This is a genomic window from Amycolatopsis thermophila (assembly GCF_030814215.1).
Lineage (GTDB): Bacteria > Actinomycetota > Actinomycetes > Mycobacteriales > Pseudonocardiaceae > Amycolatopsis_E > Amycolatopsis_E thermophila.
Genome location: NZ_JAUSUT010000001.1, coordinates 5,548,578 through 5,572,361, shown reverse-complemented (window position 1 = coordinate 5,572,361; position 23,784 = coordinate 5,548,578). Strand labels below are relative to the sequence as shown.

29 protein-coding genes and 2 pseudogenes are annotated in these 23,784 nt (G+C 69.5%); 17 read left to right on the top strand and 14 right to left on the bottom strand.

Features of this window, described 5'->3' with window-relative positions:
• Positions 1 to 11 precede the first annotated feature (11 nt).
• Genes FB470_RS27350 through FB470_RS27340 form a run of 3 tightly spaced genes read left to right on the top strand, consistent with a single transcriptional unit; the run spans position 12 to position 2,153 of the window.
• A complete protein-coding gene (locus FB470_RS27350) occupies positions 12 to 407 on the top strand; it encodes a Zn-ribbon domain-containing OB-fold protein (RefSeq protein ID WP_306996191.1) in 396 nt (131 codons plus the stop codon).
• Entirely contained in the window at positions 404 to 1,546 is a 1,143-nt protein-coding gene (locus FB470_RS27345) for a thiolase family protein (RefSeq protein WP_306996190.1), read from the top strand. The genes FB470_RS27350 and FB470_RS27345 overlap by 4 nt, the downstream gene beginning before the upstream one ends.
• A gap of 13 nt (positions 1,547 to 1,559) precedes the next feature.
• Positions 1,560 to 2,153, top strand: a complete 594-nt coding sequence (locus tag FB470_RS27340; protein WP_306996188.1) for an SDR family oxidoreductase — start codon at positions 1,560 to 1,562, stop codon at positions 2,151 to 2,153.
• Positions 2,154 to 2,187: 34 nt separating this feature from the next.
• Here FB470_RS27340 and FB470_RS27335 read toward each other — a convergent pair.
• Positions 2,188 to 2,699 (bottom strand): annotated as a pseudogene (locus tag FB470_RS27335) (transposase); the annotation flags it as partial.
• A gap of 292 nt (positions 2,700 to 2,991) precedes the next feature.
• Here FB470_RS27335 and FB470_RS27330 point away from each other — a divergent pair.
• Positions 2,992 to 3,753 (top strand): SDR family NAD(P)-dependent oxidoreductase, encoded by a 762-nt coding sequence (locus FB470_RS27330; RefSeq protein WP_306996186.1) that lies wholly within the window; start codon positions 2,992 to 2,994, stop codon positions 3,751 to 3,753.
• A gap of 8 nt (positions 3,754 to 3,761) precedes the next feature.
• On the opposite strand, the gene FB470_RS27325 is transcribed toward FB470_RS27330, so the two are convergent.
• On the bottom strand, positions 3,762 to 4,937 hold the full coding sequence (locus FB470_RS27325) for a CaiB/BaiF CoA transferase family protein (protein WP_306996184.1): 1,176 nt from the start codon (positions 4,935 to 4,937) through the stop codon (positions 3,762 to 3,764).
• An 80-nt stretch (positions 4,938 to 5,017) separates the two neighbouring features.
• Between FB470_RS27325 and FB470_RS27320 the strand changes: the two genes are divergently transcribed.
• The gene (locus FB470_RS27320; protein WP_306996182.1) at positions 5,018 to 5,833 is read left to right on the top strand and encodes an IclR family transcriptional regulator; all 816 of its coding nucleotides are present in this window, start codon (positions 5,018 to 5,020) and stop codon (positions 5,831 to 5,833) included.
• 15 nt (positions 5,834 to 5,848) lie between these two features.
• On the opposite strand, the gene FB470_RS27315 is transcribed toward FB470_RS27320, so the two are convergent.
• Entirely contained in the window at positions 5,849 to 6,226 is a 378-nt protein-coding gene (locus tag FB470_RS27315) for an ArsR/SmtB family transcription factor (RefSeq protein ID WP_306996181.1), read from the bottom strand.
• Positions 6,227 to 6,321: 95 nt separating this feature from the next.
• Here FB470_RS27315 and FB470_RS27310 point away from each other — a divergent pair, with 95 nt between their 5' ends.
• Entirely contained in the window at positions 6,322 to 7,515 is a 1,194-nt protein-coding gene (locus tag FB470_RS27310; protein WP_306996179.1) for an MFS transporter, read from the top strand.
• A gap of 306 nt (positions 7,516 to 7,821) precedes the next feature.
• Here the strand turns inward: FB470_RS27310 and FB470_RS35840 are convergent, their stop codons facing one another.
• On the bottom strand, positions 7,822 to 7,965 hold the full coding sequence (locus FB470_RS35840) for an integrase core domain-containing protein (RefSeq protein ID WP_370876704.1): 144 nt from the start codon (positions 7,963 to 7,965) through the stop codon (positions 7,822 to 7,824).
• Between FB470_RS35840 and FB470_RS35835 the strand changes: the two genes are divergently transcribed.
• Positions 7,918 to 8,079 (top strand): hypothetical protein, encoded by a 162-nt coding sequence (locus tag FB470_RS35835; RefSeq protein WP_370876726.1) that lies wholly within the window; start codon positions 7,918 to 7,920, stop codon positions 8,077 to 8,079. The genes FB470_RS35840 and FB470_RS35835 overlap by 48 nt on opposite strands.
• Here FB470_RS35835 and FB470_RS27300 read toward each other — a convergent pair.
• The 3 genes and pseudogenes from FB470_RS27300 to FB470_RS35825 all read right to left on the bottom strand — a co-directional run.
• A complete protein-coding gene (locus FB470_RS27300; RefSeq protein WP_306988316.1) occupies positions 8,054 to 9,172 on the bottom strand; it encodes an IS110 family RNA-guided transposase in 1,119 nt (372 codons plus the stop codon). The two genes, FB470_RS35835 and FB470_RS27300, sit on opposite strands and share 26 nt — an antisense overlap.
• Positions 9,173 to 9,379: 207 nt before the next feature.
• Positions 9,380 to 9,799, bottom strand: coding sequence for a DDE-type integrase/transposase/recombinase (locus FB470_RS35830; protein ID WP_370876703.1), 420 nt, complete (start codon positions 9,797 to 9,799; stop codon positions 9,380 to 9,382).
• A 32-nt stretch (positions 9,800 to 9,831) separates the two neighbouring features.
• Positions 9,832 to 10,173 (bottom strand): annotated as a pseudogene (locus FB470_RS35825) (helix-turn-helix domain-containing protein); the annotation flags it as partial.
• 59 nt (positions 10,174 to 10,232) lie between these two features.
• Between FB470_RS35825 and FB470_RS27290 the strand changes: the two are divergent.
• Positions 10,233 to 10,490, top strand: a complete 258-nt coding sequence (locus tag FB470_RS27290; protein ID WP_306996174.1) for a hypothetical protein — start codon at positions 10,233 to 10,235, stop codon at positions 10,488 to 10,490.
• A 124-nt stretch (positions 10,491 to 10,614) separates the two neighbouring features.
• Here FB470_RS27290 and FB470_RS27285 read toward each other — a convergent pair whose 3' ends face one another.
• Positions 10,615 to 11,187 carry a hypothetical protein gene (locus tag FB470_RS27285; protein WP_306996172.1) on the bottom strand — a complete coding sequence of 191 codons (573 nt, stop codon included), beginning with the start codon at positions 11,185 to 11,187 and terminating at the stop codon, positions 10,615 to 10,617.
• Positions 11,188 to 11,356: 169 nt separating this feature from the next.
• Entirely contained in the window at positions 11,357 to 11,884 is a 528-nt protein-coding gene (locus FB470_RS27280; RefSeq protein WP_306996169.1) for a TetR/AcrR family transcriptional regulator, read from the bottom strand.
• Positions 11,885 to 12,129: 245 nt separating this feature from the next.
• Between FB470_RS27280 and FB470_RS27275 the strand changes: the two genes are divergently transcribed.
• Genes FB470_RS27275 through FB470_RS27265 form a run of 3 tightly spaced genes read left to right on the top strand, consistent with a single transcriptional unit; the run spans position 12,130 to position 13,680 of the window.
• Positions 12,130 to 12,570 carry an iron chaperone gene (locus tag FB470_RS27275; RefSeq protein ID WP_370876702.1) on the top strand — a complete coding sequence of 147 codons (441 nt, stop codon included), beginning with the start codon at positions 12,130 to 12,132 and terminating at the stop codon, positions 12,568 to 12,570.
• A gap of 5 nt (positions 12,571 to 12,575) precedes the next feature.
• Positions 12,576 to 13,202, top strand: a complete 627-nt coding sequence (locus FB470_RS27270; protein ID WP_306996166.1) for a VOC family protein — start codon at positions 12,576 to 12,578, stop codon at positions 13,200 to 13,202.
• A gap of 31 nt (positions 13,203 to 13,233) precedes the next feature.
• Complete coding sequence (locus tag FB470_RS27265) at positions 13,234 to 13,680, top strand: pyridoxamine 5'-phosphate oxidase family protein (protein ID WP_306996164.1); 447 nt, start codon at positions 13,234 to 13,236, stop codon at positions 13,678 to 13,680.
• 880 nt (positions 13,681 to 14,560) lie between these two features.
• Here the strand turns inward: FB470_RS27265 and FB470_RS27260 are convergent.
• From FB470_RS27260 to FB470_RS27250, 3 genes are all read right to left on the bottom strand, one after another.
• Positions 14,561 to 15,079 (bottom strand): helix-hairpin-helix domain-containing protein, encoded by a 519-nt coding sequence (locus tag FB470_RS27260; RefSeq protein WP_306996163.1) that lies wholly within the window; start codon positions 15,077 to 15,079, stop codon positions 14,561 to 14,563.
• A 12-nt stretch (positions 15,080 to 15,091) separates the two neighbouring features.
• Positions 15,092 to 15,691: a maleylpyruvate isomerase family mycothiol-dependent enzyme gene (locus FB470_RS27255; RefSeq protein WP_306996162.1), complete on the bottom strand. Its 600-nt coding sequence runs from the start codon at positions 15,689 to 15,691 to the stop codon at positions 15,092 to 15,094.
• A gap of 78 nt (positions 15,692 to 15,769) precedes the next feature.
• The gene (locus FB470_RS27250) at positions 15,770 to 16,780 is read right to left on the bottom strand and encodes an RNA polymerase subunit sigma-70 (protein WP_306996160.1); all 1,011 of its coding nucleotides are present in this window, start codon (positions 16,778 to 16,780) and stop codon (positions 15,770 to 15,772) included.
• 40 nt (positions 16,781 to 16,820) lie between these two features.
• Here FB470_RS27250 and FB470_RS27245 point away from each other — a divergent pair, with 40 nt between their 5' ends.
• From FB470_RS27245 to FB470_RS36005, 3 genes are all read left to right on the top strand, one after another.
• The gene (locus FB470_RS27245; protein WP_306996159.1) at positions 16,821 to 17,189 is read left to right on the top strand and encodes a hypothetical protein; all 369 of its coding nucleotides are present in this window, start codon (positions 16,821 to 16,823) and stop codon (positions 17,187 to 17,189) included.
• A 320-nt stretch (positions 17,190 to 17,509) separates the two neighbouring features.
• Positions 17,510 to 18,001: a transposase gene (locus FB470_RS36010; RefSeq protein WP_306996157.1), complete on the top strand. Its 492-nt coding sequence runs from the start codon at positions 17,510 to 17,512 to the stop codon at positions 17,999 to 18,001.
• On the top strand, positions 17,904 to 18,458 hold the full coding sequence (locus FB470_RS36005; protein ID WP_442320568.1) for a transposase: 555 nt from the start codon (positions 17,904 to 17,906) through the stop codon (positions 18,456 to 18,458). The genes FB470_RS36010 and FB470_RS36005 overlap by 98 nt, the downstream gene beginning before the upstream one ends.
• A 34-nt stretch (positions 18,459 to 18,492) precedes the next feature.
• Here FB470_RS36005 and nicT read toward each other — a convergent pair whose 3' ends face one another.
• Positions 18,493 to 19,557 (bottom strand): Nickel transporter NicT, encoded by a 1,065-nt coding sequence (nicT, locus tag FB470_RS27235; protein WP_306996155.1) that lies wholly within the window; start codon positions 19,555 to 19,557, stop codon positions 18,493 to 18,495.
• 211 nt (positions 19,558 to 19,768) lie between these two features.
• Between nicT and FB470_RS27230 the strand changes: the two genes are divergently transcribed.
• The 3 genes from FB470_RS27230 to FB470_RS27220 are packed head-to-tail and all read left to right on the top strand — an operon-like array spanning position 19,769 to position 23,110.
• Entirely contained in the window at positions 19,769 to 21,121 is a 1,353-nt protein-coding gene (locus FB470_RS27230; protein ID WP_306996153.1) for an iron-containing alcohol dehydrogenase, read from the top strand.
• Between the two features lie 4 nt (positions 21,122 to 21,125).
• Positions 21,126 to 22,463, top strand: coding sequence for a MadS family sensor histidine kinase (locus FB470_RS27225; protein ID WP_306996151.1), 1,338 nt, complete (start codon positions 21,126 to 21,128; stop codon positions 22,461 to 22,463).
• Entirely contained in the window at positions 22,463 to 23,110 is a 648-nt protein-coding gene (locus FB470_RS27220; RefSeq protein ID WP_306999501.1) for a MadR family response regulator transcription factor, read from the top strand. The genes FB470_RS27225 and FB470_RS27220 overlap by 1 nt, the downstream gene beginning before the upstream one ends.
• A gap of 37 nt (positions 23,111 to 23,147) precedes the next feature.
• Here the strand turns inward: FB470_RS27220 and FB470_RS27215 are convergent, their stop codons facing one another.
• Positions 23,148 to 23,762, bottom strand: a complete 615-nt coding sequence (locus tag FB470_RS27215; protein WP_306996149.1) for an acetate uptake transporter family protein — start codon at positions 23,760 to 23,762, stop codon at positions 23,148 to 23,150.
• Positions 23,763 to 23,784: the final 22 nt, after the last annotated feature.

Sequence of the window (23,784 nt, the reverse complement as noted above, 5' to 3'; positions counted from 1 at the left end):
CAGGAGCCTCGATGACCACAGTAGAGACTGTCGGCGGCGAGTGGATCCGCCGCGACGGCGACAACGTCACGTTGACCATCACCCGCTGCCATGCCTGCGACGCACGCTGGTTCCCGCCCCGTGACGTGTGCTCGCACTGCGCCTCGACAGACGTCCACGACGAGCCCACCGGGGACCGCGGCGTCGTGTACGCCTCGACCGTCGTCCGGGCCGGGCCAGCCGCGTACCGACCACCGTATGTCCTGTCCTATGTGGATATCGACGGTGTCCGGGTACTGGCCCATGGCGGTACCGGCGAGGCCTTCGCCCCCGGCACGCCGGTACGTCTGGGCATCGGCGAGATCGGCCGCACCGACGCGGGACCGCTGATGTCCTACGTCATCACGGCAGAGGACGGCGCGCGATGAGGCCGGTCTACGTCGCGGGTGCGGCCGTGCACCCGTTCGGCAAGCATCCCGGGATCAAGGCCGCGGACCTGGGCTACGCCGCGGTGCGAGACCTGCTGGCGCGCACCGGCATCACACCGGAGCAGGTGGACGCCGGGTTCGGCGGCTCCACCTACGGGGGCTCGCTGCTGGCCCAGCGCGTCCTGCAACGCGTCGGCGTATCCGGCCAGCCGGTCTACACCGTCGAAAACGCTTGCGCCAGCGGTGCGGCGGCGGTGCATCTCGGCTGGCAGTTGGTCGCCACCGGGCAGGCCGACTGCGTGGTCGCGTTCGGCGCGGACAACCTGACCGGGTTCGGCGGTGGCACACTTCCCCTGACCACCGGCGACATCGAGATCGAGCAGGGCATGGTCATGCCCGCCGCCTACGCGATGCGCGCCCAGCGCTATCTGCACGACTTCGGCGCTGCGCCCGAGGCGTTGTCGGCGGTTTCGGTGAAGAACCGCCGCAACGGCGCTGCCAATCCGCGCGCCCACTTCCAGGGCGAAGTCTCGCCGGCCGACGTTGCAGGCTCGCGCCCGATCGCGGACCCGCTGCGGCTGCTGCACTGCTGCCCCAACAGTGACGGCGGGGCCGCGGTTCTGCTGTGCTCGGCGGAGATCGCCGCGCAGCTGCCCACACCGGCGGTGCGCATCCGCGCCAGCGCTGTGCGGTCCGGCCGTTTCCACACCGGATACCGGGACATGACCTGGCCCGAGATCACCGCGCGCACCGCCAAGGCCGCCTACGCGATGGCCGGCCTCGCCCCGTCCGATGTGGACATCGTGGAGCTACACGACGCTTTTGCCATCGCCGAGCTGCTGCACGCCGAGGCGCTCGGGCTGGCCGACCGCGGGCAGGCGCACAAGGCCATCGTCGCCGGCGAGTTCGACCGGGACGGCCGGGTCGCGGTCAGCCCCAGCGGGGGCCTGCTCTCCCGCGGCCACCCCGTCGGCGCGACCGGTGCCACACAGATCTGCGAGGCGTACTGGCAGCTGACCGGACAGGCTGGCGACCTCCAGGTGCCCGGCGCCGAAGTGGCGCTGACCCACGTCACCGGGGGCGGCATCTTCGGCGTCGACAACGGCGCCTGCGCCGTCCACATCCTCACCACCGACTGAAGTGGAGGACACGATGCCCCTCGCCGTCGTCACCGGCCCCGGCAAGCTCATCGGCACGGCTGTGACGGACCACCTCGAATCCACTGGCTGGACCGTTGCGACCGATCCACCGCACGACCGGGAGATCGCGGCACTGGTCTACGACCCCGGCCTGCTCGACGGGAACCGAGCCGGCGGATCCGTCGACGACTTCCTCGGCACCGTCGAGCGACTGCGGCCCAGGCTGCGCTCGCGCGCGGCCGGCGGCTCCCGGATCGTGGTCGTCGGCAGCCGCGACGGCCTCGGCTGGCCAAGCCGCGTCCAGTCCGCCGCCGCAGCCGCCGCGCTCGTCGCGGCCGCCCGCAGCCTTGCCCTCCAACTCGGGCCCACCGGGACAACCGTCAACGTGATCGCCGCGCTCCCACCCGACACCAGCCCCCTGCGAGACACGCCGCCGCCAGCCGGCACCCACCTGCGCGAGCCCACCGAGCTGGCCCCGCGGCCGGTGACCGTCGAGGACATCGCCGCCACCGTCGCGTTCTTCCTGCACGACCGCAGCGGCTACCTCACCGGGCAGGTCCTCTACTGCTGCGGCGGAGCCAGCCTGCTGTCCAGCCTGTCCGTCTGAATCCGCAAAGGACTTCCCAATGGCGATTGTCAAGTCACGCAGCCGCCGGGATCGGAGGTGAAGCGTGGTAGCGGCACTCGTCGCCGAACCTGGCCGACAGGACGGTGAGACGTCGGCGGGCGAGGCAGAGCACCGCCTGTTCGTGTCGTGTGCCTTCAGCTCGTTTGCGCTGGTAGTAGGCCTTCGAGGAGGGCCAGGCCGGCACGCTGGTCACGGCAGCGTGGTAACAGGACCTGAGCAAGCCCCGGTGGTAGCGGCGAGGCCATCGCAGGTTGCCGTGCGTGCGGCCGGAGTCCCGGCGCGCGAGTCCGGCGTAACCGGCGAGACGGTCCGCCGAGCCGAACGCGGTCATCTCACCACCGGTGGCGGCGAGGAACTCCGCAGCAAGAGCCGGCCCGAAGCCAGGCAGGGTGAGCATCACTTCGGCATGACGGTGCCGGCGAAATCGCTCCTCGATCATCCCGTCGATCTGGGCGATTTCGATGCTGAGGGCGATCACCCCTTGGCCAGACGTTCGACCATCGCAGCGGCCAGTTCCTGCCCCGGTCCCACGCAGGGGTGATGTTCCTCGCCGATGTCCACGCCGGCCCAGATCAGGGGCACGACGTCCTCCATCGCTTGAGCTCCGCAGTTCACCCGCAGACGACCACGCCGACACCGTCCTCACAGCGATCACACCGCGTATCCCAATCAGCGGCCGGGCCGTCACGGGCCCCAGGCGACCAAATCCTTTCAGCCTTCACCACCGGCGCAACCGTGCAAGCCATACCGGAGCCCCAGGGTCCCCCGATCCTGCGAAGTGACCAGTTCAGACCCAACAAAGAAGGTAGGACCAGCCATGCGTGAACTCAGTGGCCGGATCGCGGTCGTCACCGGTGCCGCCAGCGGCATCGGCCTGGCCATCGCCCGGGAATTCGCCGACGCGGGCGCTCGCGTCGTCATCGCCGACATCGCGGCCGAGGCAGCCACCGCCGCGGCTCACGACATCACCACCGAGGGCGGCACCGCCATCGGCCTACCGGTGGACGTGGCGTCCCGCCCTGCCGTCGAGCGGTTGTTCGCCAACGCCGAAGCCGCGTACGGGCCGGTGGACATCCTGGTGAACAACGCCGGGATCAGCATCGACGCGGGCATCCGGCGGCTCACCGACGAGCAGTGGCAGCGCACCCTCACCATCAACCAGACCGGGGTGTTCCTGTGTTCGCAAACCGCAGCCCGGTCCATGATCCCCCGCCGGACCGGCCGGATCATCAACATCGCTTCCCGCGCCTGGCTCGGCTGGTTCGGGCAGACGGCCTACGCCTCGTCCAAGGGCGGGGTCGTGTCTGCCACCCGCTCACTGGCGATCGAGCTGGCGCGGCACGGCATCACGGTGAACTGCCTGGCGCCGGGCCTGATCGACACCCCGCTGCTGCGGCGCGAACCCGCCGAAACCCTCGATCGGCTCATGACCGCCCAGCCCACCGGCACCCTCGGCGCCGCAGAGGACGTGGCCTGGGCGGCCCGGTTCTTCGCCGGACCGGCCAGCACCGCCGTCACCGGCCAGGTCCTCTACGTCTGCGGCGGCAAGAGCCTCTACGCGCAGCCGGCCCGGGCCTGACCGGCCGGTTACGGCGCAGGGGGCGGCCCGCCCTGCGGGCCCACCTCGGCGCCGGCGAACCGGTAGGGCGCGCCGGGGAACACCACTGGCGCGCCGTCCACGTCGATCTCGCGGAAGAACCCGCGCTGGGTCAGCTGTGGACTGGTCAGCAAATCGTCCGGAGTGGACACCGGCGCGATGCTCACCCCGAACCGCTGCCCGGCCTCGTACAGCTCCTGCTTGCCACGGCCGGCGGCGAAGCCTTCGAAGATCACGCGGAACTCCGCCACGGCCTCCACCGATTTCCGCCACGCTGACTCCTGCCACTGCGGCGCCCGCAATCGGTCGGCACCAGCCACGCCCTCGGCGTCCAACCAGGCGATCAAACCGTCCCAGCCCAGCGGGTAGCCGCCCAGCCCGCAGACCAGGTACACCCAACCGTCCCGGCACGTGAACAACCCCGTTCCCGCCTCGGTCGGCGCGCTGCCCGCCCGGTGCCGCACCACGCCCTCCAGGTCGGCGTACTGCACCGCGTTCTCCAGCGAATGCGCCACCGCCTCCTGCGCTGACACATCCACGGTCTGCCCCTGGCCCGACTCCTCCTGAACCAACACCGCGATCAGGGCGCCGACGGTGGCGTGCAGGGACGCCATCACGGCGGTCTGAGTACCGAACGGACGCACCGGTTCGCGATCCGGATCGCCGGCGAGCGACAGCAGACCGCCCGCCGCCAGCAGCGTCAGATCCGTCGCCGGCCGGTCGGCGTACGGCCCGTCCAGCCCATACGGGCTCACCGAGACGTGAACCAGGCCCGGATGCCGTGCTCGCAGGTGTTCCGGATCGAGTCCGCGGTCGCGCAGCGCGGCGGGCCCCTCTGAGGTCAGCAGCACCTGCGCGGCATCCAGCAGGCGCGCGAGCCGATCGGCGTAGCCCGGTTCCTGGGCGTCCAACACGGTCCCGCGCTTGCCCGCCTCGGCGAACGCCCACCAGGCGCTGGTCCCGCCGGGCAACCGGAGCCCCTGCCATCGTTCCGCAGATCCGTCGGACGGTTCGAGTCTGACCACATCGGCACCGAGGTCTGCAAGCAGTCTCCCGGCATACGCGCCCAGCCAGGTAGTGGCATCTACGACGCGAATTCCCGCCAACGGCCTCGCGTTGGCGCTACCATCACCAGTGAGCGGCCTGGAGCTTGAAGATTCGTACATGCGAAGTATGGTACGAGATTGCGGAGTTGGTGACTAGGGTTACGATCGTGACCCTGTCGACGAGAAGAGGAGATCGGGTTGTGAACCCAGCTCGGATCGATCGCGCCCTGGCGGTGCTCGGCTACCTCGCCCAGCACCACGACGGCCGGAGCGTCAAGCACCTCAGCGACGACCTCGGGCTTCCGATGAGCAGCACCCACGACCTGCTCCAGGCATTGGTCGACATCGGCGCGGTACGGCTGGCCGGCACCCGCACGTACGCGCTGGGACCGCGGTCGATCGGCCTGGCTCTATCCATAGTGGACTCCGTGAAGCTGCGGCACGTGGCGCGCCCGCACCTGGTCCAGCTGTGCGAGCAGGTCAACGAGAACGTGTACCTCGCCGTCCGCAGCGGCGATGATGTCGTCTACGCGGACCGCTACGAGGCGTCACAACTGCTGTCCGTGGTCATCCAGCTCGGTGGCGGACGCCCACTGCACGGCTCGGCCGTGGGCAAGCTCATCGCCGCCTACAACCCCGACCTCGAAGCCCGCGCGCTCGGCGCCTCCCGCCTGGAACAGTTCACCCCCTTCACCCTGACCAACCGCGACCAGTTGCGCGCCGAATACGCCTCCATCCGTGGTCGGGCCTACAGCATCAGCGACGGTGAAAGCGTCGAGGGCATCATTGGTCTGGCCACCCCGATCATTGACGCCAGTGGCACCGTTATCGCCGCCGTGCACATCTGCGCGCCACGCGGCCGGCTGGCACCCGACCGGCGGCCGATGGTGCTGACTCAGATGTTGCAGACCGGCGTGCAGATCTCCCGCCAGCTCGGCGCCCCCGACGACACGCTCCCGGACACCGCTCTGGACACGGTGATCGCCTCGGAGGAACGACGCGCCTCCGCGTCGTGAGACAACCGCTGGCAATCAATCCCGCCCGGGTGATGCGGGTTCCCATGCTGCGACGAGGTCCAGCAGGCCGGGGAAGCGCGCGTTGAGGTCCTCGGTGCGCACGCGGCTGCGCCGCTCCAGCCCGTACTGCCGTTGCCGCAGGATGCCCGCCTCCCGGAGCGCCTTGAAGTGGTGGGTCAGCGACGACTTCGGCCGGTCCAGCCCGAACCAGCCGCACGGATGGTCGTAGGCCTCGCGTTCCAGCAGCAGCTTGCGCACGATCGTCAGCCGTAGGGGATCGCTCAGCGCTCCGAGCACGACCTCGAGACGGAGCTCGTCGCGCGCCGGCTCGGGCAGCGGCGGCGGCAGTTCGGCAGGCGGGAGGTCCGGGTCGATCACCGTTGACGTGCGCATGCCCACATTCAACCACTCCAGTACGACTTCAGTCGAACTGATGCTATGTTCGAGTAGACTCGTACTAGTTCGACTTTATTCGTACTGGAGGATCGATGGTCGCCGTCTCCGACGCCGCCCCGCCCCGAGCCGGCAATCCCTGGCTCGCCGCCTGGCCGGTCACCGCGGTGTTCGCGCTGTCGAACGCGCCCACCCCGCTGTACGTGCTGTGGCAGCACCGGCTGGGCTTCTCCGCCGGCACGCTCACGGTGATCTTTGCCGCCTACATCGCCGGCTTGCTCGCCGCCCTGCTGGTGGCGGGCCGCGCCTCCGACCGGCTCGGCCGCAAACCCGTCGTCCTGCCCGGAGTGCTGCTGGCGCTGGTCGCGTGCGCGCTGTTCGCCACCGCGACCTCCGCACTGGTGCTGGGCATCGCGCGGCTGCTCGCCGGGATCGCGGTCGGCATCACGGTCTCAGCGGGCATGGCCGCCGTTGTCGACGTCGGCGGACCGGCCCGGGCCCGCACTGCCACGCTCGCCGCGTCCACCGCCATGGTCTTCGGGGCGGGGTTGGGGCCACTGCTCGCCGGAGCACTGTCCGAGACGCTGCCCGGCCCCACGGTGACGATCTTCGTGGTCGCCGCGATGCTTCTGCTGAGCGCGGCCGTCGTCGTGATGCGGCTGCCGTTGCGGCGCCCGAAAGAACGCGGCACAGGCGGCTGGGTGCGCGTACCCGCAGTGCCGCGCGCGCAGCGCAAGCAGGTCGCGCTGGGCATCGCGGTGTTCGCCCCGGGCATCACCTCGACCTCGTTCGTGCTCTCGCTGGGCCCGGCGCTCCTGGCGAACGTCCTCGGCACGAGCAACCGCCTGCTCGCCGGGGTGACCGCGTTCGTCATGTTCGGCGCCGCCACCGCCGTCCAGTTCGCTGCGAAACGTCTGGGAGTCCGCGCCGTCCTGCTCACCGGCGTGGCCGCGGCGCTCGCCTGCATGGCCGTACTTCTGGTCGCCGTGCGCGCACATTGGGTCCTGGCGATCGTCGTCACCGCCATGCTCGCCGGCGCGGCACAAGGGCTCGGTCAACTCGGCGGGCTGACCTTGATCAGCACCCACGTGCCCGAACAGCGGCGCGCCGAGGCCAACGCCATGCTCAACTTCGGCGGCTACATCCCCGCCGCGCTACTGCCCGTCGGCACCGGCTACCTCAGCGACGGCCTGGGATTCGCCACGGGGTCGACCATCTTCGCCGCCATTGTCGCGGTCGCATCGCTTGCAGCTGGCGGGTTCGTCTGGCGCCACGCACGCACGATATGAGCACCCACCATCGCCTGGCCGCCACCGCGACAGCACCAAGCACGCGTCAATCGCAAATTGCTCGCCGCAAGAAATCCACCAGCCTCAGGTGAGAACCAGGAAACTACAGGCCAGTGGCCGCGGCCGCGATCCGCAAGGCGGTGCAGTCCAAGGACAAGGCTGCGGTATCTGTCAGAGCCGGAGCTGCGCGAGCAGATCACTGCGATCACCAACAAGGCCGAGGCGCTCCACGGCTACTCGGAATGGCTGATGGGCGGCGGCCGGCTGATCGGCCACCACGACCCCGACCACCACGAACTAGTTGTGCTACTGACGCTGGTCGTTGACAGACTGGGTGTTGGTTTGGGTCTTCTGTAGGAGCCTCTCATACGGGGTCTGGCCGCCCAGGCCACCGTGGGGGCGGTGGTAGTTGTAGTAGTCCTCCCATTCCTTGAGTTTGTCGTTGAACACCGCGATGTCGCCGAGGACGACGCCGTCGAGCAGACGGTAGAACTCCTCGGCGTCGATGCGGTGCGAGCGCTCGATGCTCCTATGTTCGTCAAGCCGCTGTCGGAGGGGGTGTGACGGAGGCCGTGGATGGTCGGGGAAGGTTGGCATAGATTTCCCGGGCGATGTAGCGCTTCAGGCAGCGGATGATCTCGCGTTTGCGCAGGCCTTCGGCGGTGCGCCGCTCGACGTAGTGGCGGGTCGGTTGGTGGCGACGCATCCGGACGATCGTGACGATGTAGAGGGCACTGTTTGCGGCGCGGTCGCCGCCGCGGCTGAGTCGGTGTCGGCCGGTGGTGCGTCCGCTGCTGGCCGGCTGGGGCGCGACACCGCAGAGCTTGGCGAAGGCGGCTTCGTTGCGGATGCGTTCGGGGTTGTCGCCTGCGGTGACGAGGAACTGGCCCGCGATCTCGACGCCGACACCGTGCAGTTCGACCAGTTCGGGTGCCGCTGCGTGGACCAGGGCCCCGATCTGCTTGTTGAGGGCCTTGATCTCATCATCGAGTTGCTTCCAGCGGCGTGCCAGGCCCCGTAGGGTGGCCTTGACTCCGGCCATCAATAGCCGGCCTGGGGTTGTTGCCAGGCCGAGCAGGTCCTCCGTCTCCGGCCGCAGCCGCAGGCATCGGTTGACCAGCGTCTTCTTGCTCAGCACGACAAGTTCGTCGCGCAACGGAGAGGGTGACCCGATCATGACGCCCCACAGTGTGTTGAATGCGCTGGTGCGTGCCTTGACTGCGCTGGAACGAGTCACCCGAAGGGTCCGGATGACCTCGACCAGGCCGGACTTGGCTTTCGGGGTGGCCGTCGAAGTCTGGCCGAGGACAGCCCGGGCGATCTGCTCGGCATCGAGCCGATCGGACTTGCCGTCCATGTGCCGTGCCAGTCTGTTGGGCCGGTTGACCTCGACCACGCGAATCTCCCGGGCGGTAAGGAACCGAGTCAGCGTGGCGCCGAAAGATCCGGTGCTCTCGACCCCGATCGCGCCTACCTCGCCGTGTTCCTGAACCCATGCCAGAAGGTCGGCGTAGCCGCGGTCATTGGCGGGGAACTCCCGATGACCCAACAGGCGGCCGTGGTCATCGACCGCCGCCGCGTAGTGAGTGTTCTTGTGGGTATCGACGCCGCCGATCACGGCACCAGCTGCTGGCTCTATAGCCATCTGGGTTGTCATGCTGGATGTGCTCCTCCGTTAGGGCTGATCTCACGGATGGAGCGAACCGGCCGGGCGGGGCGACAAGTCTGCGACGGGGGCTTCTAGCCCAAGCTCCTATCAGGTCAGCTCCGCCTGGCCGGTGCGCACCACAGTGCTGCACCGGAGCCGGCCGACAAATCGAACGCAGGACACCACCACTATCGATAGGTCATACCTTGACCAGGGTCAGACCGATCCGGTGCAGCACCGAGCTAAGTCTTCACAGACCTTGCCGTTGAGTCGCGGAGTCGCGGGACGGATGTAGACGTGGCCGATGCCCTGGTCGAGCAGGTGCCAGTGAAATGCCGACTGGAACTCCGCGCCGTTGTCGGTCTGGATCTTTTCCACCTGGAACGGCAGGCGGGACAGCACGTAGTCCAGGAACTGGATCGCGGTCTTCTGGTCAGACCGCGGGTAGATCTTCTGGATCCGCAGCCGGGTGCAGTCGTCGATCGCGGTGTACTGGTAGTAGCGCTTCTTCCGGCCGCCGACGCTGGTAATCGGTTCGACGAACTTGACGTCGATCTGCAACTGGTGGCCGGGGCGTTGCTTCTCGTATCGCTTCCACCGCTGCTGGTGGCGTTTGTAGCGCTGGGAAGCGGGCAGCCGCTCATGCCCAGGCGTTTGAGGATTCGGTAGATCGTGGACGCGCTGATCTTCTGATCGTGGTAGCGACGCAGGTACATGCTGATCTTCAGCGGGCCAAAGTGGTAATGCTGCCGCAGATGAATGATCTTCTCGACCACCTGCGGGTGGGTGATGGTCGGGCAGTGCAGCGGGGCACTCGAGCGGTCTTTCAGACTGTCGACGCCCTCGTCCTCGAAGCGACGTTTCCACCGGTAGACGACTGTGCGGCTGATGCCGTAGTACCGGCAGGTGGCCGCGACGTTGCCCGAGACCTCTTCCGCGTGACGAAGAACGGCCAGGCGCCAGTTCGCGCGCCTGACCAGGTCCTTCTCACTCCACACTCGCTCAGCCATGAGCTCCTTCCTAGATCAGGAGCCCAGACTGTCAACAACCTCCGTCAGTTTTAGAACTAGTGGTCAAGTTCACCGAGCTGATGGCCATCTGCGCGGTCTACTCCACCGCGCTGGACATCACCGACGCCCCCAACGCCTTCGCCTCCGAGGGCAACATTGTCGACCACGACGACCTGGCCACCATCACCCCGTACATCACCCACGCCATCCGCCGGCTCGGCGATCTGGTGCTCGACCTCGACCCGCCGGACACGGTACCGGTCACCCGGCTGGACCTCGAACCCCGCGCCTTGTTTCCCGGCGGCCCGACCGCTTGACCGTATGCTCGCCGGCCATGACCAACGTCCCGGACGCCGACGACCAGACGGGGCCAGCTGTCGAATTGGATCGGCTGCGCCGGACCTGGGACGCGGGCCTGGTCGAGACGCTGGCGCGGCTGGATCACCTGGTTGCCCAGACCGAGGAAGCCCTACTGTTGACGCGGGCCTTGGTCGCGAGCCGGCGGCGTCGCGCTGAACCGGCCTCTGGATGTTGGCCAGCTTGGTGCGGTCGGCGCGTTTCTCCGCCCACCCGCACTCCGGGCACGGCACCCGGATGTTCACCACTCCGTGGGAGGGGGCGATGCACGAGCGGATGTCCTCGATGCGTTCCAGGGTGCGCAGGAACTCCGCCCGGAACCCCGGCGTGGCCTGCTGGTCGGTGTAGGTCTTGACCACGTACTCGGTGCCGGTCGCCTCCGAGCGAGTCGAAGAACGCCCGGTAGTAGCAGTCGATGCAGAACTCCCGGCGGGCGATCTTCGCGAGCAGGAACGCCGCGGTCTGCACCAGGTTCGTGCCCAGGTGCGGGGCGCCGTTGATCTGGGTGCCCACCACGAACTCGATCCGCGACGGCCGCGCCGCGAGCACGCGCGGTCGGAGCAGGTCGATCGAGCGCAGCAGCGCGTTGGCCAGCACACTGTTCGGCGACAGCAACAGATCCGGTGTTCCTGCTTTCCCCTTGCGGGACAACACCATCACGCTCCCTTGCTCGGTTTGGGCAGGCGCAGGTCGGCGCAGATGGAGTCCAGCCGGGCCGCGGCGGAGTCCGGTGGGACGAACACCGGCTAGTAGCCGGCGTCGTGGTAGCCCTGCACGATCAGCTCGTGCACGCGGCGGATCTCGCGCCGGGCCGCGGTTGGGATGTTCACCGGGTGGTGCCGTAGGCGGCCATGAACATGTCCAGTAGGGCGTCGACGGTGCCCTCGTCGATGGGACGGGTCGACAGCAGATGGCGGTAGTACAACGTGCCGCACAGCACTTCGGCTGCGAACTCGAGATCGACGCCTGCGACCAGTTCGCCGGCGTGCTGCGCGCGGGTGATCCTGTCGAGGGTGCGTCTCTCCACGGTGAGCAGGAATCGTTCGTGCAGGGTCGCTCGCAGTGCGGGATCGGTTTGCGCCTCAGCGATCAACCCCCGGTAGACGGGGCCGATCGGTGGGTTGGCGAGCGCGGGGGCGGAGCGCAGGAACTGCTCGCGTAGGTCCGCTCGGACATCGCCGGTGTCGTCGTAGTCCAGGTCTGTGATCCACACGCGACTGAGCGCGTCCAGCAGGAGTGCTGGTTTGGATGGCCAGCGTCGGTAGATCGTGTGTTTGCCGACTCCGGCACGGCGGGCGACCGCCTCGATGTTCAGGCCCGCGTAGCCGACCTCCGCAGCCAGTTCGAGGGTCACCTGAAGCAGTTCCGCGGTGCGTGCGGCGCCTCTGCGTCGCGGTGTGCCGGGCCGGTGGGGCATACCGTCATCCTATCGGCACGTAGCGTGCCGTTGACAAGTGGTGGGCGTTGAATGCATGATCTGGTCGCATCGGCACGGTGCGTGCCGATGTGTGCCGATGTTGAGATCGTCGAAAGGAAGCTGCTGTGGGCAGCAGTAGAAGCAGGGCGCACGAGGGCTTCACCGCCGAAGAGCGCGCCGCGATGAAGGACCATGCCGCGGAACTGAAGGCGGCGGGGCGAAGCGGTTCGCGTGCGCACAAGGCGGCACGGGCGGAGCAGGACGTCCTCGCGAAGATCGCCGAGATGCAGCCGTCGGACCGGATCATGGCCGAGCGCGTCCATGCTGTGGTGAAGGCCAACGCTCCGACCCTGGAGCCGAAGCTGTGGTACGGGATGCCCGCCTACGCGCTGGACGGCAAGGTGGTGTGCTTCTTCCAGAGCGCGGAGAAGTTCAAGGCCCGCTACGCGACGCTCGGATTCAGCGACCTGGCCAACCTGGACGACGGCCCGATGTGGGCGGCAGGCTTCGCCTTGACCGAAGTCACGGCTGAAGTGGAGGCGCGGATCGGTGCGCTGGTGAAGCAGGCGGTGACACCGATCGGGAATCGAGAAGCGCCGGTAGCCGCGCCGGAATCGGCGTGATCGCCATGACATCCATCGAATCCGTTACCCTCGACGTGGCCGATCCCACGGTCGCCCAACGCTTCTACGCCGATGCTTTCGGTTTGGACACACAGATCCACCTGCGGGCCTCGGAAGCACCCACAACCGGCTTCCGCGGGTTCATGCTGGCGCTCACGGTGTCCCAGCCGTCCACCGTCGACAGCCTCATCGGCACCGCCCTCGACGCCGGCGCCACGCCGCTGAAGCCGGTCGCGAAGTCGCTCTGGGGCTACGGCGGCGTCGTGCAGGCACCGGACGGGGCGATCTGGAAGATCGCGACCTCGGCGAAGAAGAACACCGGCCCGGCCACCCGGCAGATCGACGAGATCGTGCTCCTGCTGGGAGTCGCGGACGTGGCCACAAGCAAGCGGTTCTACGTCGACCACGGACTTGCCGTGGCGAAGACCTTCGGCCGCGTGTACGTCGAGTTCGCCGCTGAGACCAGTCCCGTGAAGCTGGCGCTTTACCGGCGCCGCGCCCTTGCCAAGGACGCCGGCGTCTCTCCCGACGGCACCGGATCGCACCGACTCACGATCGGCGGCGATGCCGGGTCTTTCGTCGACCCGGACGGGTTCGCCTGGCAGGCCGCATCGTCGGTACTCACATCCTGATGTATCTCTACGCGAAGTAACGGGAGGAAGCATGACGGGCGCGCCGCCGCGTGGACTTGACGAGAGACTGCGGGACACTCGCGCGAAACTCGAGAACGATGTCGATGTCTGGGTCGCGACGTCGAGCTCCCAGGGCGGCGCCCACCTCGTCCCCCTCTCGTACCTCTGGGACGGCACCGCATTCCTCATCTCGACACCGCGAACCTCGGTCACCAGCCGCAACCTGATGGCGGATGGCCGAGTGCGACTCAGCCTCGGACCGACCCGCGACGTCGTCATCGTCGACGGCACCGCCGAGCCGGTGGACGTCGGCCCTGAGACGGGCGATGCGTTCGCGACCAGGACTGGTTTCGACCCGCGTCAGCTCGCCAAGCCCTACCAGTACTTCCTGATCCGGCCGTGGCGCATCCAGGCCTGGCGTGAGGAGAACGAGCTGCGGGGGCGCGACCTCATGCGCGATGGTCGCTGGCTCGGCTGACTGCGCTGGTAAGAGTCCCAGCGTGAGGGGACTACCTGCTGGTCCGAGGTATTCGACCTGAATCACTCTTCGTGCTGCTCAGATTGGTGCTCAACTCCCGGCGTCCAGCTGCCGCGCCGCGGCGAGCTCCTGATCAACTCGTTGCCGGAATTTCGCCTATCTTGGCCGACCCCCTACCTGCTCGACCACCCCGAGCTCGCGCACTGACCGGCTCGGCGTGAGGACGACGATGCCCAGCTACGTGCCCGACGGCAGCGCCTCGATACCCAGCGACCAACGGGCCGCGCGGAAGCGCTCCGGGCGCGCCGCCGAACGACGCACCGCCGAGACCGCGGGGGCGGATACTCGCAGGGCAGCGCCGCGCCCTGTCGGTGCGCCGGCCGTGGGCCAACCTCATCTTCGCGGGCAAGACCGTGGAGAACCGCACCTGGCAACCACCCTCTGGGGTGCTGGGCACCGAAAATCGTCGTGCACGCCGTGCAGGTGTGGGCGGCGGCCGGGCCGCGCTGGCCCCCGGCCTCGGCATCACCGGCTTCGACGACCTGAAGGCGTGCCCCGGTGGCTACCTCAGCACCGTCCGCCTGGTCGACGTCCACCCCGCCGCCGGCTGCTGCGCACCCTGGGCCAGCACGAACTCGGCACCTACCACTGGATGCTTGCCGACCCGGCCCTCTTCGACCAGCCGATCCCCGGACCGGGACGACTCGGCCTGTACTGGCTACCAGCCGACCTCGTCCCACCGCGCTGGCCGGCAGCTACGGAAGCCCGCGGCAGGTTTCTGGCATATTCCGGTCCCACCCCTCTACCGCAACCTTGGCGGCGCACAGACCTCAGACAGCCGGTGCCGATCTCGTCCGCGATGGCAGACGTCAAGGCGGTTTCAGGTGAGCGTCTCGCGGAGGATACGAACGGCTCGTGGACCGACTCCGTGCATCGCTAGGAGGTCTGCGTCGGTCAGGGCGGCCACCTGGGCGAGTGTGGTGATGCCGGCGCCGGTGAGGGCCCTGGTGGCGGGGCCTCCGATGGCCTTGGGTAGGTCGCCGACCGCACCGGATGCTGCGGTGTCCCCTGCGGCTACTTGCGCGGCCAGCTGCTTCGGCGCCCGCGACAGCCAGGCGCGACGCACCCAATGGTTGAGCTGTTGACCGTTGATGTCCCCGATCGGGACACGTACGCCGATTGGTGTCGCACCGCGGACCAGCCGCTGCGCGGTCGGATGCGCGACGAGGACCTTCTCAACATCCGGCGTGGCGAGCCGCAGTTCCACCAGGCGGTCCTTGTTCACCGAGGCGAATCGCCTGTCGCGCACCGTGAATGCAATGATTCCTGGGCCGCTGACCTGCTCGGCGGTCTCGGGATAGGAAAGGGCAGCCTTGCGAAGCTGGGTGAGCGTCGTCACGAGGTGATCCTCTCACTTCGTTCGGGCCAACAGCGGGCGTCGCCCGGTGATGGTCAGCAGGATGTCCTTGACCGGCATCTCGACCGGTTGTCCGTCACCGATCCGGACATCGGCGTCGGTGCCCCGCAGCTGGATGCCCGCCAGGTCGACTCCGAAGTAGGAGAGGCTGCGCGGTGTGGCGTTCGCCAGGACCAGAGCGATTCGCTCGACCGGCGGCGATGGCAGACCCAACGGCTCGGTGATGTCCAAGCCGTGGATGGTGTCGTGGCTCAGCGCGCCGGCGGGGCCCCCGCCCGGCGGCTGCCAGGGGCTGGCGATGTTGGCCCGCAGGACGGCCAGTAGTTCGGCCCCGGACATCCGGGCAGCGTCGGTACGGGCCGCCCGGTCGGCGTACCGGTTGAACGAGAAGCCGGCCGCGGCCAGCCCCACCACCACCCTGGGCAGGCTCGTACGGAACGGCATGGTGATGTGCGCGACGACCTCACGTACCCGCCAGCCCCGGCACAGGGACGGACTATCCCACTCGTCGTCCTGGAGGCCAGCAAGGAGACCGGCCAGTCGCTCCCGCTCGGCGCGGACGTGCGGCGTGAGGTCTGTCTGGGACGGTGACATGAACGAAAGCCTCCGGTGGTAGCCGATGTGTCGCCTCTTGTACGACCGGCAGCAGTCGGACTCATCGGTCCCCGGGGATCAGGTTTCGAGTATCTCCGGCAGACCGAACTCCGCGAAGCGGTCACCGCAGCCCAGGAACGTCACGATCTCGCTGATCCGCCCGCCTCGGAACTCGATCACCAACAGCGCGAACGGCACCAGCGTGCCGTTCGGGTCCGGCCGGTACTGGCCGAGCGTCCAACACCCGTTGACCTGCTCACCCGGGACGAGACGGTCCTCGGCACAGGCGTCCGTCCCGGTCATCGCGGCGCCGATTCGGGCCGGCCCGTCCAGCCACCACGCGAACGGCGGCATGCCGGACCGGACATCGTCGGCCAGCACCTCGAGCAGCGTGGGCACGTCGTGCGCCTGAAAAGCGTGTACGTACCGCTCGAGCAGGTCACGATGAGTCCTGCCGTCCAGGTCCGGTGGGTCGGCCGGGCGCGGCCGATGCTCCGCCAGCATGGCCCTGGCCCGCTGCAGCGCACTGTTCACCGCGGCCACCGACATCTCCATGACCTCGGCGGCTTCCGTGGCGGCGAACCCGAGGACATCCCGCAACACCAACACCGCACGCTGGCGCGGCGGCAACCACTGCAGCGCTGCAATGAAGGCCAGGCGCAGCGTCTCATGCCGGACCGCGAGGGTGGCCGGGTCAACGGTGTCCGCGAGGCGAGAGTCCGCCAACGGCTCGACCCACCGCGTTGGCGGGAGCGGGATACCAATGTCCGGGCCGGATGCGGCCGGCCCCATGTCCCAGGGCAACGCTCGGCGCTGCGCGCCGCGCAGCATGTCCAGGCAAACATTTGTGGCGATCCGGTGCACCCAGGTCGAGAACCCGGCGCGATCCGGGTCATAGCTGTCGATCGCCCGCAGCGCCCGCAGCATCGTCTCCTGCACGGCGTCCTCCACGTCGCTGGCGGACCCGAGGATGCGGTAGCAGTAACCGGTCAGGGATCCCCGCAACCGCTCCAGGCTCGTCGCCAGGGAATCAGGCTCGCCGCGTACCACCACGGCATCAGTCTCCCATCCGTACCGCAGGCCAGACACCAAACCGTTTGTGTCGGTGCCACGAGGCAAGCTGCGCGTTATGACCGACACGACCCTCCGCGCCGACGAGCTGGCCAACCTGTTCGGTTCCTCTGCGGCGAACTGGCTGCTCCTGGGGCTGACCGTCAGTCTTGGCACTCCGGCCGACCGCCAAGCCACAGGAGAGGTCACCGTGCGCCTGGGTGACAGCGTCGTCGGGTTCACCGAGCCCTCCACGGAGTTCCCAGGCCGCCGGCTGTTCCGGGCCGTCATCACCGACGACCACCCCGGCGTACCGTTCCCGGCCGGCTTCCTCCCACCGGACCCGCTCCAAGCCCGACACACCGAGCGGCTGCGCTGGCTACCCGCCGAACACCCCGACCGGCCCGCAGAAGGCACGATCCGCCGCACCAGCAACCCGCAGCAGTGACCAGCAGGAGGCTGCACACGCCGCGAGGGTCGTACGCGACCAGGCCCCTGTCGATCAGGAAGGGCACTGTACGAACCAAGAGCACAGCGACTTCGAGGCTGCCACCGAGTTCGTCGACCGGCACCCCAGGGCCAGCATCAGTGACGGCGGGAAAATCCTGATCGACCCCGGCCAGGTGCTGGACAACATCGCGCACGCGATGGAACGCCTGGACCTCGACATCAGCACCCCCGTCAGCATCGACGAGGATGTCGCTTCGCTGACCGAGCTGCACACGATGGTCCAGACCCTGATGCTCCGGCCCCTCGCTGGCGGCGCACGTGGTCAACACCGCCATGCGGATCATGGCCGCACGCTATCCCGCCGAACTGGTGACCAACCCGCTGCCGGCCGAGTACGACCTGCGCAAGATGGTTGTGTCACGGTGTGAGTTGCTCTCGGATGAGCAGTGGGCGTTGATCGAGGACTTGTTGCCGGCGCGCACGGGCAGGCCGGGGCGGCCGTTTTCGGATGCGCGGGCGATGGTGGAGGGGATCATCTACCGGTATCGGTGCGGGATCGCGCGGCGGGACGTGCCGGCGGTGTCCGGGCCCTGGCAAACCATCTGGACCTGGCACCGCCGGATGGCCCGGGAAGGCACTTGGGAGGTGGTGCTGCAGCGCCTGCAGGCCTTCGCGGACGCGGCGGGGCTGATCGACTGGTCGGTCTCGGTGGATTCCAGCATCGCGCAGGCGCATCAGCACGCCACGAACATCACCCGCCACACAGGGGGCTGGACCGAACTACACGAAACCCGGGATCGAGCCGCCTGATCACGCCATTGGCCGCTCGCGCGGCGGCTGGACTACCAAGATCCACCGTGTGGTCGACGGGAACGGGCGTGGACTGGTCACGCTGCTGACACCGGGCCAGGCCGGGGACTCGCCGATGTTCGAGCCGTTGATGGCCCACCTGCGGGTGCCCCGCCTGGGCGGCGGGCGAGCACGGACCCGACCCGACCGGGTCCGCGGCGACAAGGCCTACTCCTCCCGCGCCATCCGCACACACCTCCGCAGCCGCGGGATTCGGGCGGTCATCCCCGAACCGGCCGACCAGGCCGGCCACCCGCCTTCGACGAGATCGACTACCGCGGCCGCAACGTCATCGAACGCGGCTTCAACCAGCTCAAACACTGGCGAGGAATCGCCACCCGGTTCGACGGTGAGGATGAGCACGTGCCGCCCGGTGCTCCGGTCTGACCCGCGTTACGACCGGCCTAGGGTGCCTTGAGTTTGATCTGTCGGACCAGCGCCCGGGGCGGGCCTCACTCGGCCGCCTCGGGCGCCCAGCGCTGCCCTGCCCGCCCGGCGCGCCACGCCACGAGCGCGATCAGCCAGGTCACCGCGAACAGCCCGGCCAGCAGGTACCCGATGTCGGCCAGGTCCAGGCTCGCCGCCCAGGCCAGTGGGCCCGCGGTCACCTTCAGCCGCTCGCCGAGCAGGCCGAGCAGTTCGAGGCCGCCGATGATCAGGGCGACCGCGACCGACAACGCGGTCACCGTCAGGTTGTAGAAGACCTTCCGGACCGGCGTGACCAGCGCCCAGCCGTAGGCGAAGTTCATGAACACCCCGTCCGCGGTGTCGAGCAGGCTCATCCCGGCCGCGAACAGCACCGGCAGCGTCAGCAGCGCGTACCAGGGCAGGTCGAAGGCCGCCGCGCCGCCGGCCAGGACCAGGAGCGACACCTCGGTCGCGGTGTCGAACCCCAGCCCGAACAGCAGACCCAGCGGGTACATGTGCCACGGTTCGCGCACCGACCGCGCGACCCGGCCCAGGATCCGGTTCAGGAACCCGCGCTCGTCCAGCCGCCGCTCCAGTTCGGCCTCGTCGTAGTCGCCGGTGCGCATCCGCCGGAAGACCGCCGCGATGTGCCGCAGCGCGACCAGGTTCAGCAGGCCGATCAGCAGCAGGAACCCGCCGGACACGAGCGTGCCGATCAGGCCGGTGACGGCGTGCAGGGTGGAGGAGTCCGTGGTGACCTGGCCGGCCAGCGCGCGCACCCCGAGCCCGAGCAGCAGGCACAGGCCGAACACCACGCTGGAGTGGCCGAGGGAGAACCAGAACCCGACCGACAGCGGGCGCCGGCCGTCCATCATCAGCTTGCGCGTGGTGTTGTCGATCGCGGCGATGTGGTCGGCGTCGAACGCGTGCCGCATGCCCAGCGTGTACGCCGTGACACCGAGCCCGGCGCCGAAGACCCCCGCCTGCCCGATCGCGTAGTGGCCGGGCACCACGAGCAGCAGGGTGCCCCAGCCGACCACGTGCAACAGGGCCACCGTCACCGCCATCCCGGTGATGCTGCTCCTGCCCTGCCGGTCGAGGACCGCCATGTCCTGCTCCCTCCGCCCCGCCGGCCTCGTCGCCGGTACCAGCACCGTCGCAGCCGGGCGCCGGCCGCGGCACTGCCCGAACGGAGGGGAGGGCGCCGGTCAACGGGTGAGAACCCCTCCGATCGGGTAGGTACCGGCGGCCGCTCGGACAGTGTGTCGGCCGTCACCCCAGGGGGTAGCGTCGGGACGGTCGAAGGACGAGGAGCACCCCATGCCACGACTGTCCGACCTGCCGAAACTGCCCGGCACCGTCGTCGGTGGTGTTCTGGCGGACAGCCGCCGTGACGTACCGTGGGACGGGTCGCCGCACCGTCGCGGGGATCGTCGATCGCGGGAGGTGACCGTGCCGGGCGGAGTCCTCGACCAGGCCGAACCGCTGACCGGGCCGTGCGTGGCGCACACCCGCACCGAGCCCGCCGAGCTCGCCAAGTTCCACGTGCCGGAAGTCGTGTTCGGCCCCGGCTCGCTCGCCGAGCTCGGGCACGCCGCGCTGCGCGTCGGCGCCCGCCGCCCGTTCGTGATCACCGACCCGGGCCTGATCGAGGCCGGCTGGGTGGACGAGGCGGAGAGCCACCTGCGGCTGGCCGGGCTGCGGCCGGTCGTGTTCTCCGGCGTCACCCCGAACCCCAAGGACCACGAGATCGAGGCCGCCTACCAGCAGTACGCGTCGGTGGGCTCGGACGTGATCATCGCGGTCGGCGGCGGGTCGTGCATCGACGCGGCGAAGGGGGTGGCGATCCTGTCCGGCAACGGCGGCACGATCCTCGGCTACGCCGGGGTGGACAAGGTGGTGCAGCCGATCCCGCCGCTGGTCATGGCGCCGTCCACGTCCGGCACCGGCGCGGACGTGTCCCAGTTCGCGGTCGTCACCGACACCACGCAGCACACCAAGATCACGATCATCAGCCGGACGCTGGTGCCGGACATCTCGATCGTCGACCCGCGCCTGCTCATCACCATGCCCGACGAGCTGAACGCCGCCACCGGGCTGGACGCGCTCACCCACGCGGTCGAGTCGTTCGTCTCCCGTGCGCACAACCCGCTCACCGACCAGCACGCGCTGCACGCCGCCACGCTCATCACCCGCAACCTGCTGCACACGATGGTCCACCCCCGGGCGGCCGACCCGCGCATCGCGATGGCGCAGGGCGCCCTGGAGGCCGGGATGGCGTTCACCAACGCCATCCTCGGCATCACCCACGCGATGAGCCACCAGGTGGGCGGCCTGCTGGACGCGCCCCACGGCGTGCTCAACGGGGTGCTGCTGCCGCACGCGATCCGCTTCAACGCGGCCACGGCGCCGGAGCGGTTCGTCCCGCTGGCCGCGGCCACCGGGATCGACGTGACCGGCAAGCCCGCGGCCGAGGTGGCCGAGCTGTTCGCCTGCCGGGTGCGTGAGCTGGCCGACGCCGTCGGCGTGCCCCGTGGCCTGGCCGCGCTCGGTGTCACCGAAGCCGACATCGACACGCTGACCCGCACCACGTTGCAGGACGCGTGCCTGGCGACCAACCCGCGTCAGGCGAGCGCGGCGGACGTCGCGGCTCTGTTCCGGCAGGCGCTGTAGGCCGATGACGACGGAGAACTACCTCGGAGCGCTGACCGGTGTGCGGTCGGGCAAGCGGTCCTTCTACCCGGAGTACGTGCGCACGGCGGAGCGGCTGGAGCGCGCGGTCGGCGCCCTCGACCGCATCTCGCGGGCGCTCGTGCGCACCGGTGAGGGTCCGCGCGCGCTGGTCGAGGCGGTGGTGCGCGCCGCGGCCGAACACGTGCAGGCGGACTGGCTGCTGTTCGCGGTCGCCGACGGCGCGCTGCGGGCGGCGCGGCCGCGGTTCCTGCTGCTGACCGGCGGGACCCTGGTCGAGGACGAGCGGCTGTTCCCGCCCGACGCGCTCGCGCACCTGCGGATCCTGCGCACCAGGCCGTGGGAGGCCGGCGACCCCGCCGACACCGGGGTGCGGGTGCCGATGACCCTGGACTGCGAGCCCGTCGGCGGGATCGCCGCGCGGCCCGCGCCGGGCATGGACATCGCCGACACCGATCTCGCGGTGCTGCGGGTGCTGGCCAACCAGGCCGCGGTCGCGCTGCACAACTCCTACCTCGTGCACGCCACGATGCAGTTGCGCGGCCGGACCGAGGCGCTGTCCGAGGCGGCCGAGCAGCAGGCGCGGGACCTGGCCGCGCGCAACGCCGAGCTTCAGCAGACGCAGCGCCGGCTGATCGAGGTGATGCAGCGGCAGGCGCTCGACGACGAGCGGCACCGGATCGCGCGCGAGCTGCACGACAGCGTCACGCAGGACGTCCTGTCGGCGGGGATGATGATCGAGATCTGCCGCGCCGAGCTGACCGAGCCGGGCACGGACCTCGGGGCGCTGCGGGACAAGCTCACCGGCGCCAAGGACCTGACCCGGCACGCGGTGGAACGGCTGCGCGCGGCGATCTACGCGCTGCACCACTCCGAGTCCGAGCCCTCCGGCTCGCTGCCGGTGCTGCTCGAACGACTGTCCACAGTGCACCTGCCGACAGATCTGACGGTGAGCGTCTCGGTGCACGGCGAGCCGGTGCCGCTGCCCGGCGAGGCCGAGCACTCGCTGCTGCGGATCACCGGTGAGGCGCTGTTCAACACCGTGATGCACACGAACGCGGCCCGCGCGCGGATCCGGCTGGACTACCGCGCCGACCGCATCCGGCTGTCCATCTCCGACGACGGTGACGGTGACCCGGCGCAGCTGCGCCGGATGCTGCGGCTGTCGTCGGCGACGGACCTGGCCGGCGCGCACCGCGGGCTCGCGAACATGCGGGCCCGGACCGAGGAACTGGGCGGGACGCTGTCGATCCGGCGGTCCCGGATCGGGGGGATCCTGTTGCTGCTGGAGATACCGCTGCCGCTGGTCACGGAGGCGGCGTGATGATCACGGGTGAGCGGACGTTGAAGATCGTGCTGGTGGACGACCACGCCATCGTCCGGCAGGGGCTGCGGTCCATCCTGGAGCGCGAGGACGACATCACGGTCATCGGCGAGGCGGCGACCGCGGCCGAGGCGCGCGCGGTGGTGGAGCGGACGCGGCCGGACATCGTGCTGCTCGACCTCAAGCTGTCCACCGGCTCCAACACCGAGGGCCTGGAGATCTGCTCGGAGCTGACCTCGCGGTACCCGGACCTGGGGGTGCTGGTGCTGACCACGTTCCTCGACGACGCACTGGTGGTGGAGGCGATCCACCGCGGCGCCCGCGGGTACGTGATCAAGGACGTGGACACCACCGGGCTGGTGTCGTCGATCCGGGCGGTGGCGCGCAACGAGAGCGCGTTCGACTCGCGGTCGGCGTCGGCGATGGTGCGCTCGATCCGGACGGCGCCGGAGGAGCCGGTGCTGACCAGCCGCGAGCAGGGGGTGCTGGAGCTGCTGGCACGCGGGCTGAGCAACCGGGACATCGGGTCGCGGCTGTTCATCTCGGAGACGACGGTGAAGTTCCACGTCCGCAACATCATGCGCAAGATCGACGCCTCAAGCCGCGCGGAAGTGGTGTACGAGGCGAGCAAGCGGGGCCTGATCTGAGCACCGGGCGGGCGGAGCCGCCCACCCGGTGCCCGTTTCAGCGCAGGACCGGGCGGCCGAGCGGCAGGCCACGCCCACCGGTCGCCGCCGACAGGGCGCCGGCGAACAGGTAGACGCCGACCGCGGTGAACGCGAAGACGACGTACCCGCCCGCGGTCGTCGCGGCCGTGGAGCCGCTCACCGTGCCGTAGAGGACCAGGGCGAGCGCGACGTCGATCAGCGTGAACAGCAGCGTGAACGCGGCCGGCAGGCGCAGGGTCCCGAGCGTCAGCAGGACCACCGTGACGAGCCAGGCGATCAGGAACAGGCCCTGGGTGGCGACGGCGGCGTCGGCGGTGATGCCGAACCAGCCGTGGATCAGGCCGAGCACCAGCGTGGCGTAGCTGAGCCAGAAGCCGGTGAACACACCGAACACGGCGGCGACGGCGTTCTGGCCCAGGGAGGCCGCCCAGAGCGCGGCGATGAGCTGGCCCAGGCCGGTGGCGGGCAGGATGATCGCGATCGAGGCGCCGACCGCGCCGGCCGGGACGTACCCGGTCAGCACCAGGCCGAGCGCGATCGCGCCGACGATGAAGGTGGGCACCCCGATCAGGGCGGGATCGCCCGTGATCTGGGTGCGGCTGGGGGCTTCGGTGGCAACGGCAGTGGTCATCGAGTGCTCCTCGTTGAGCTGG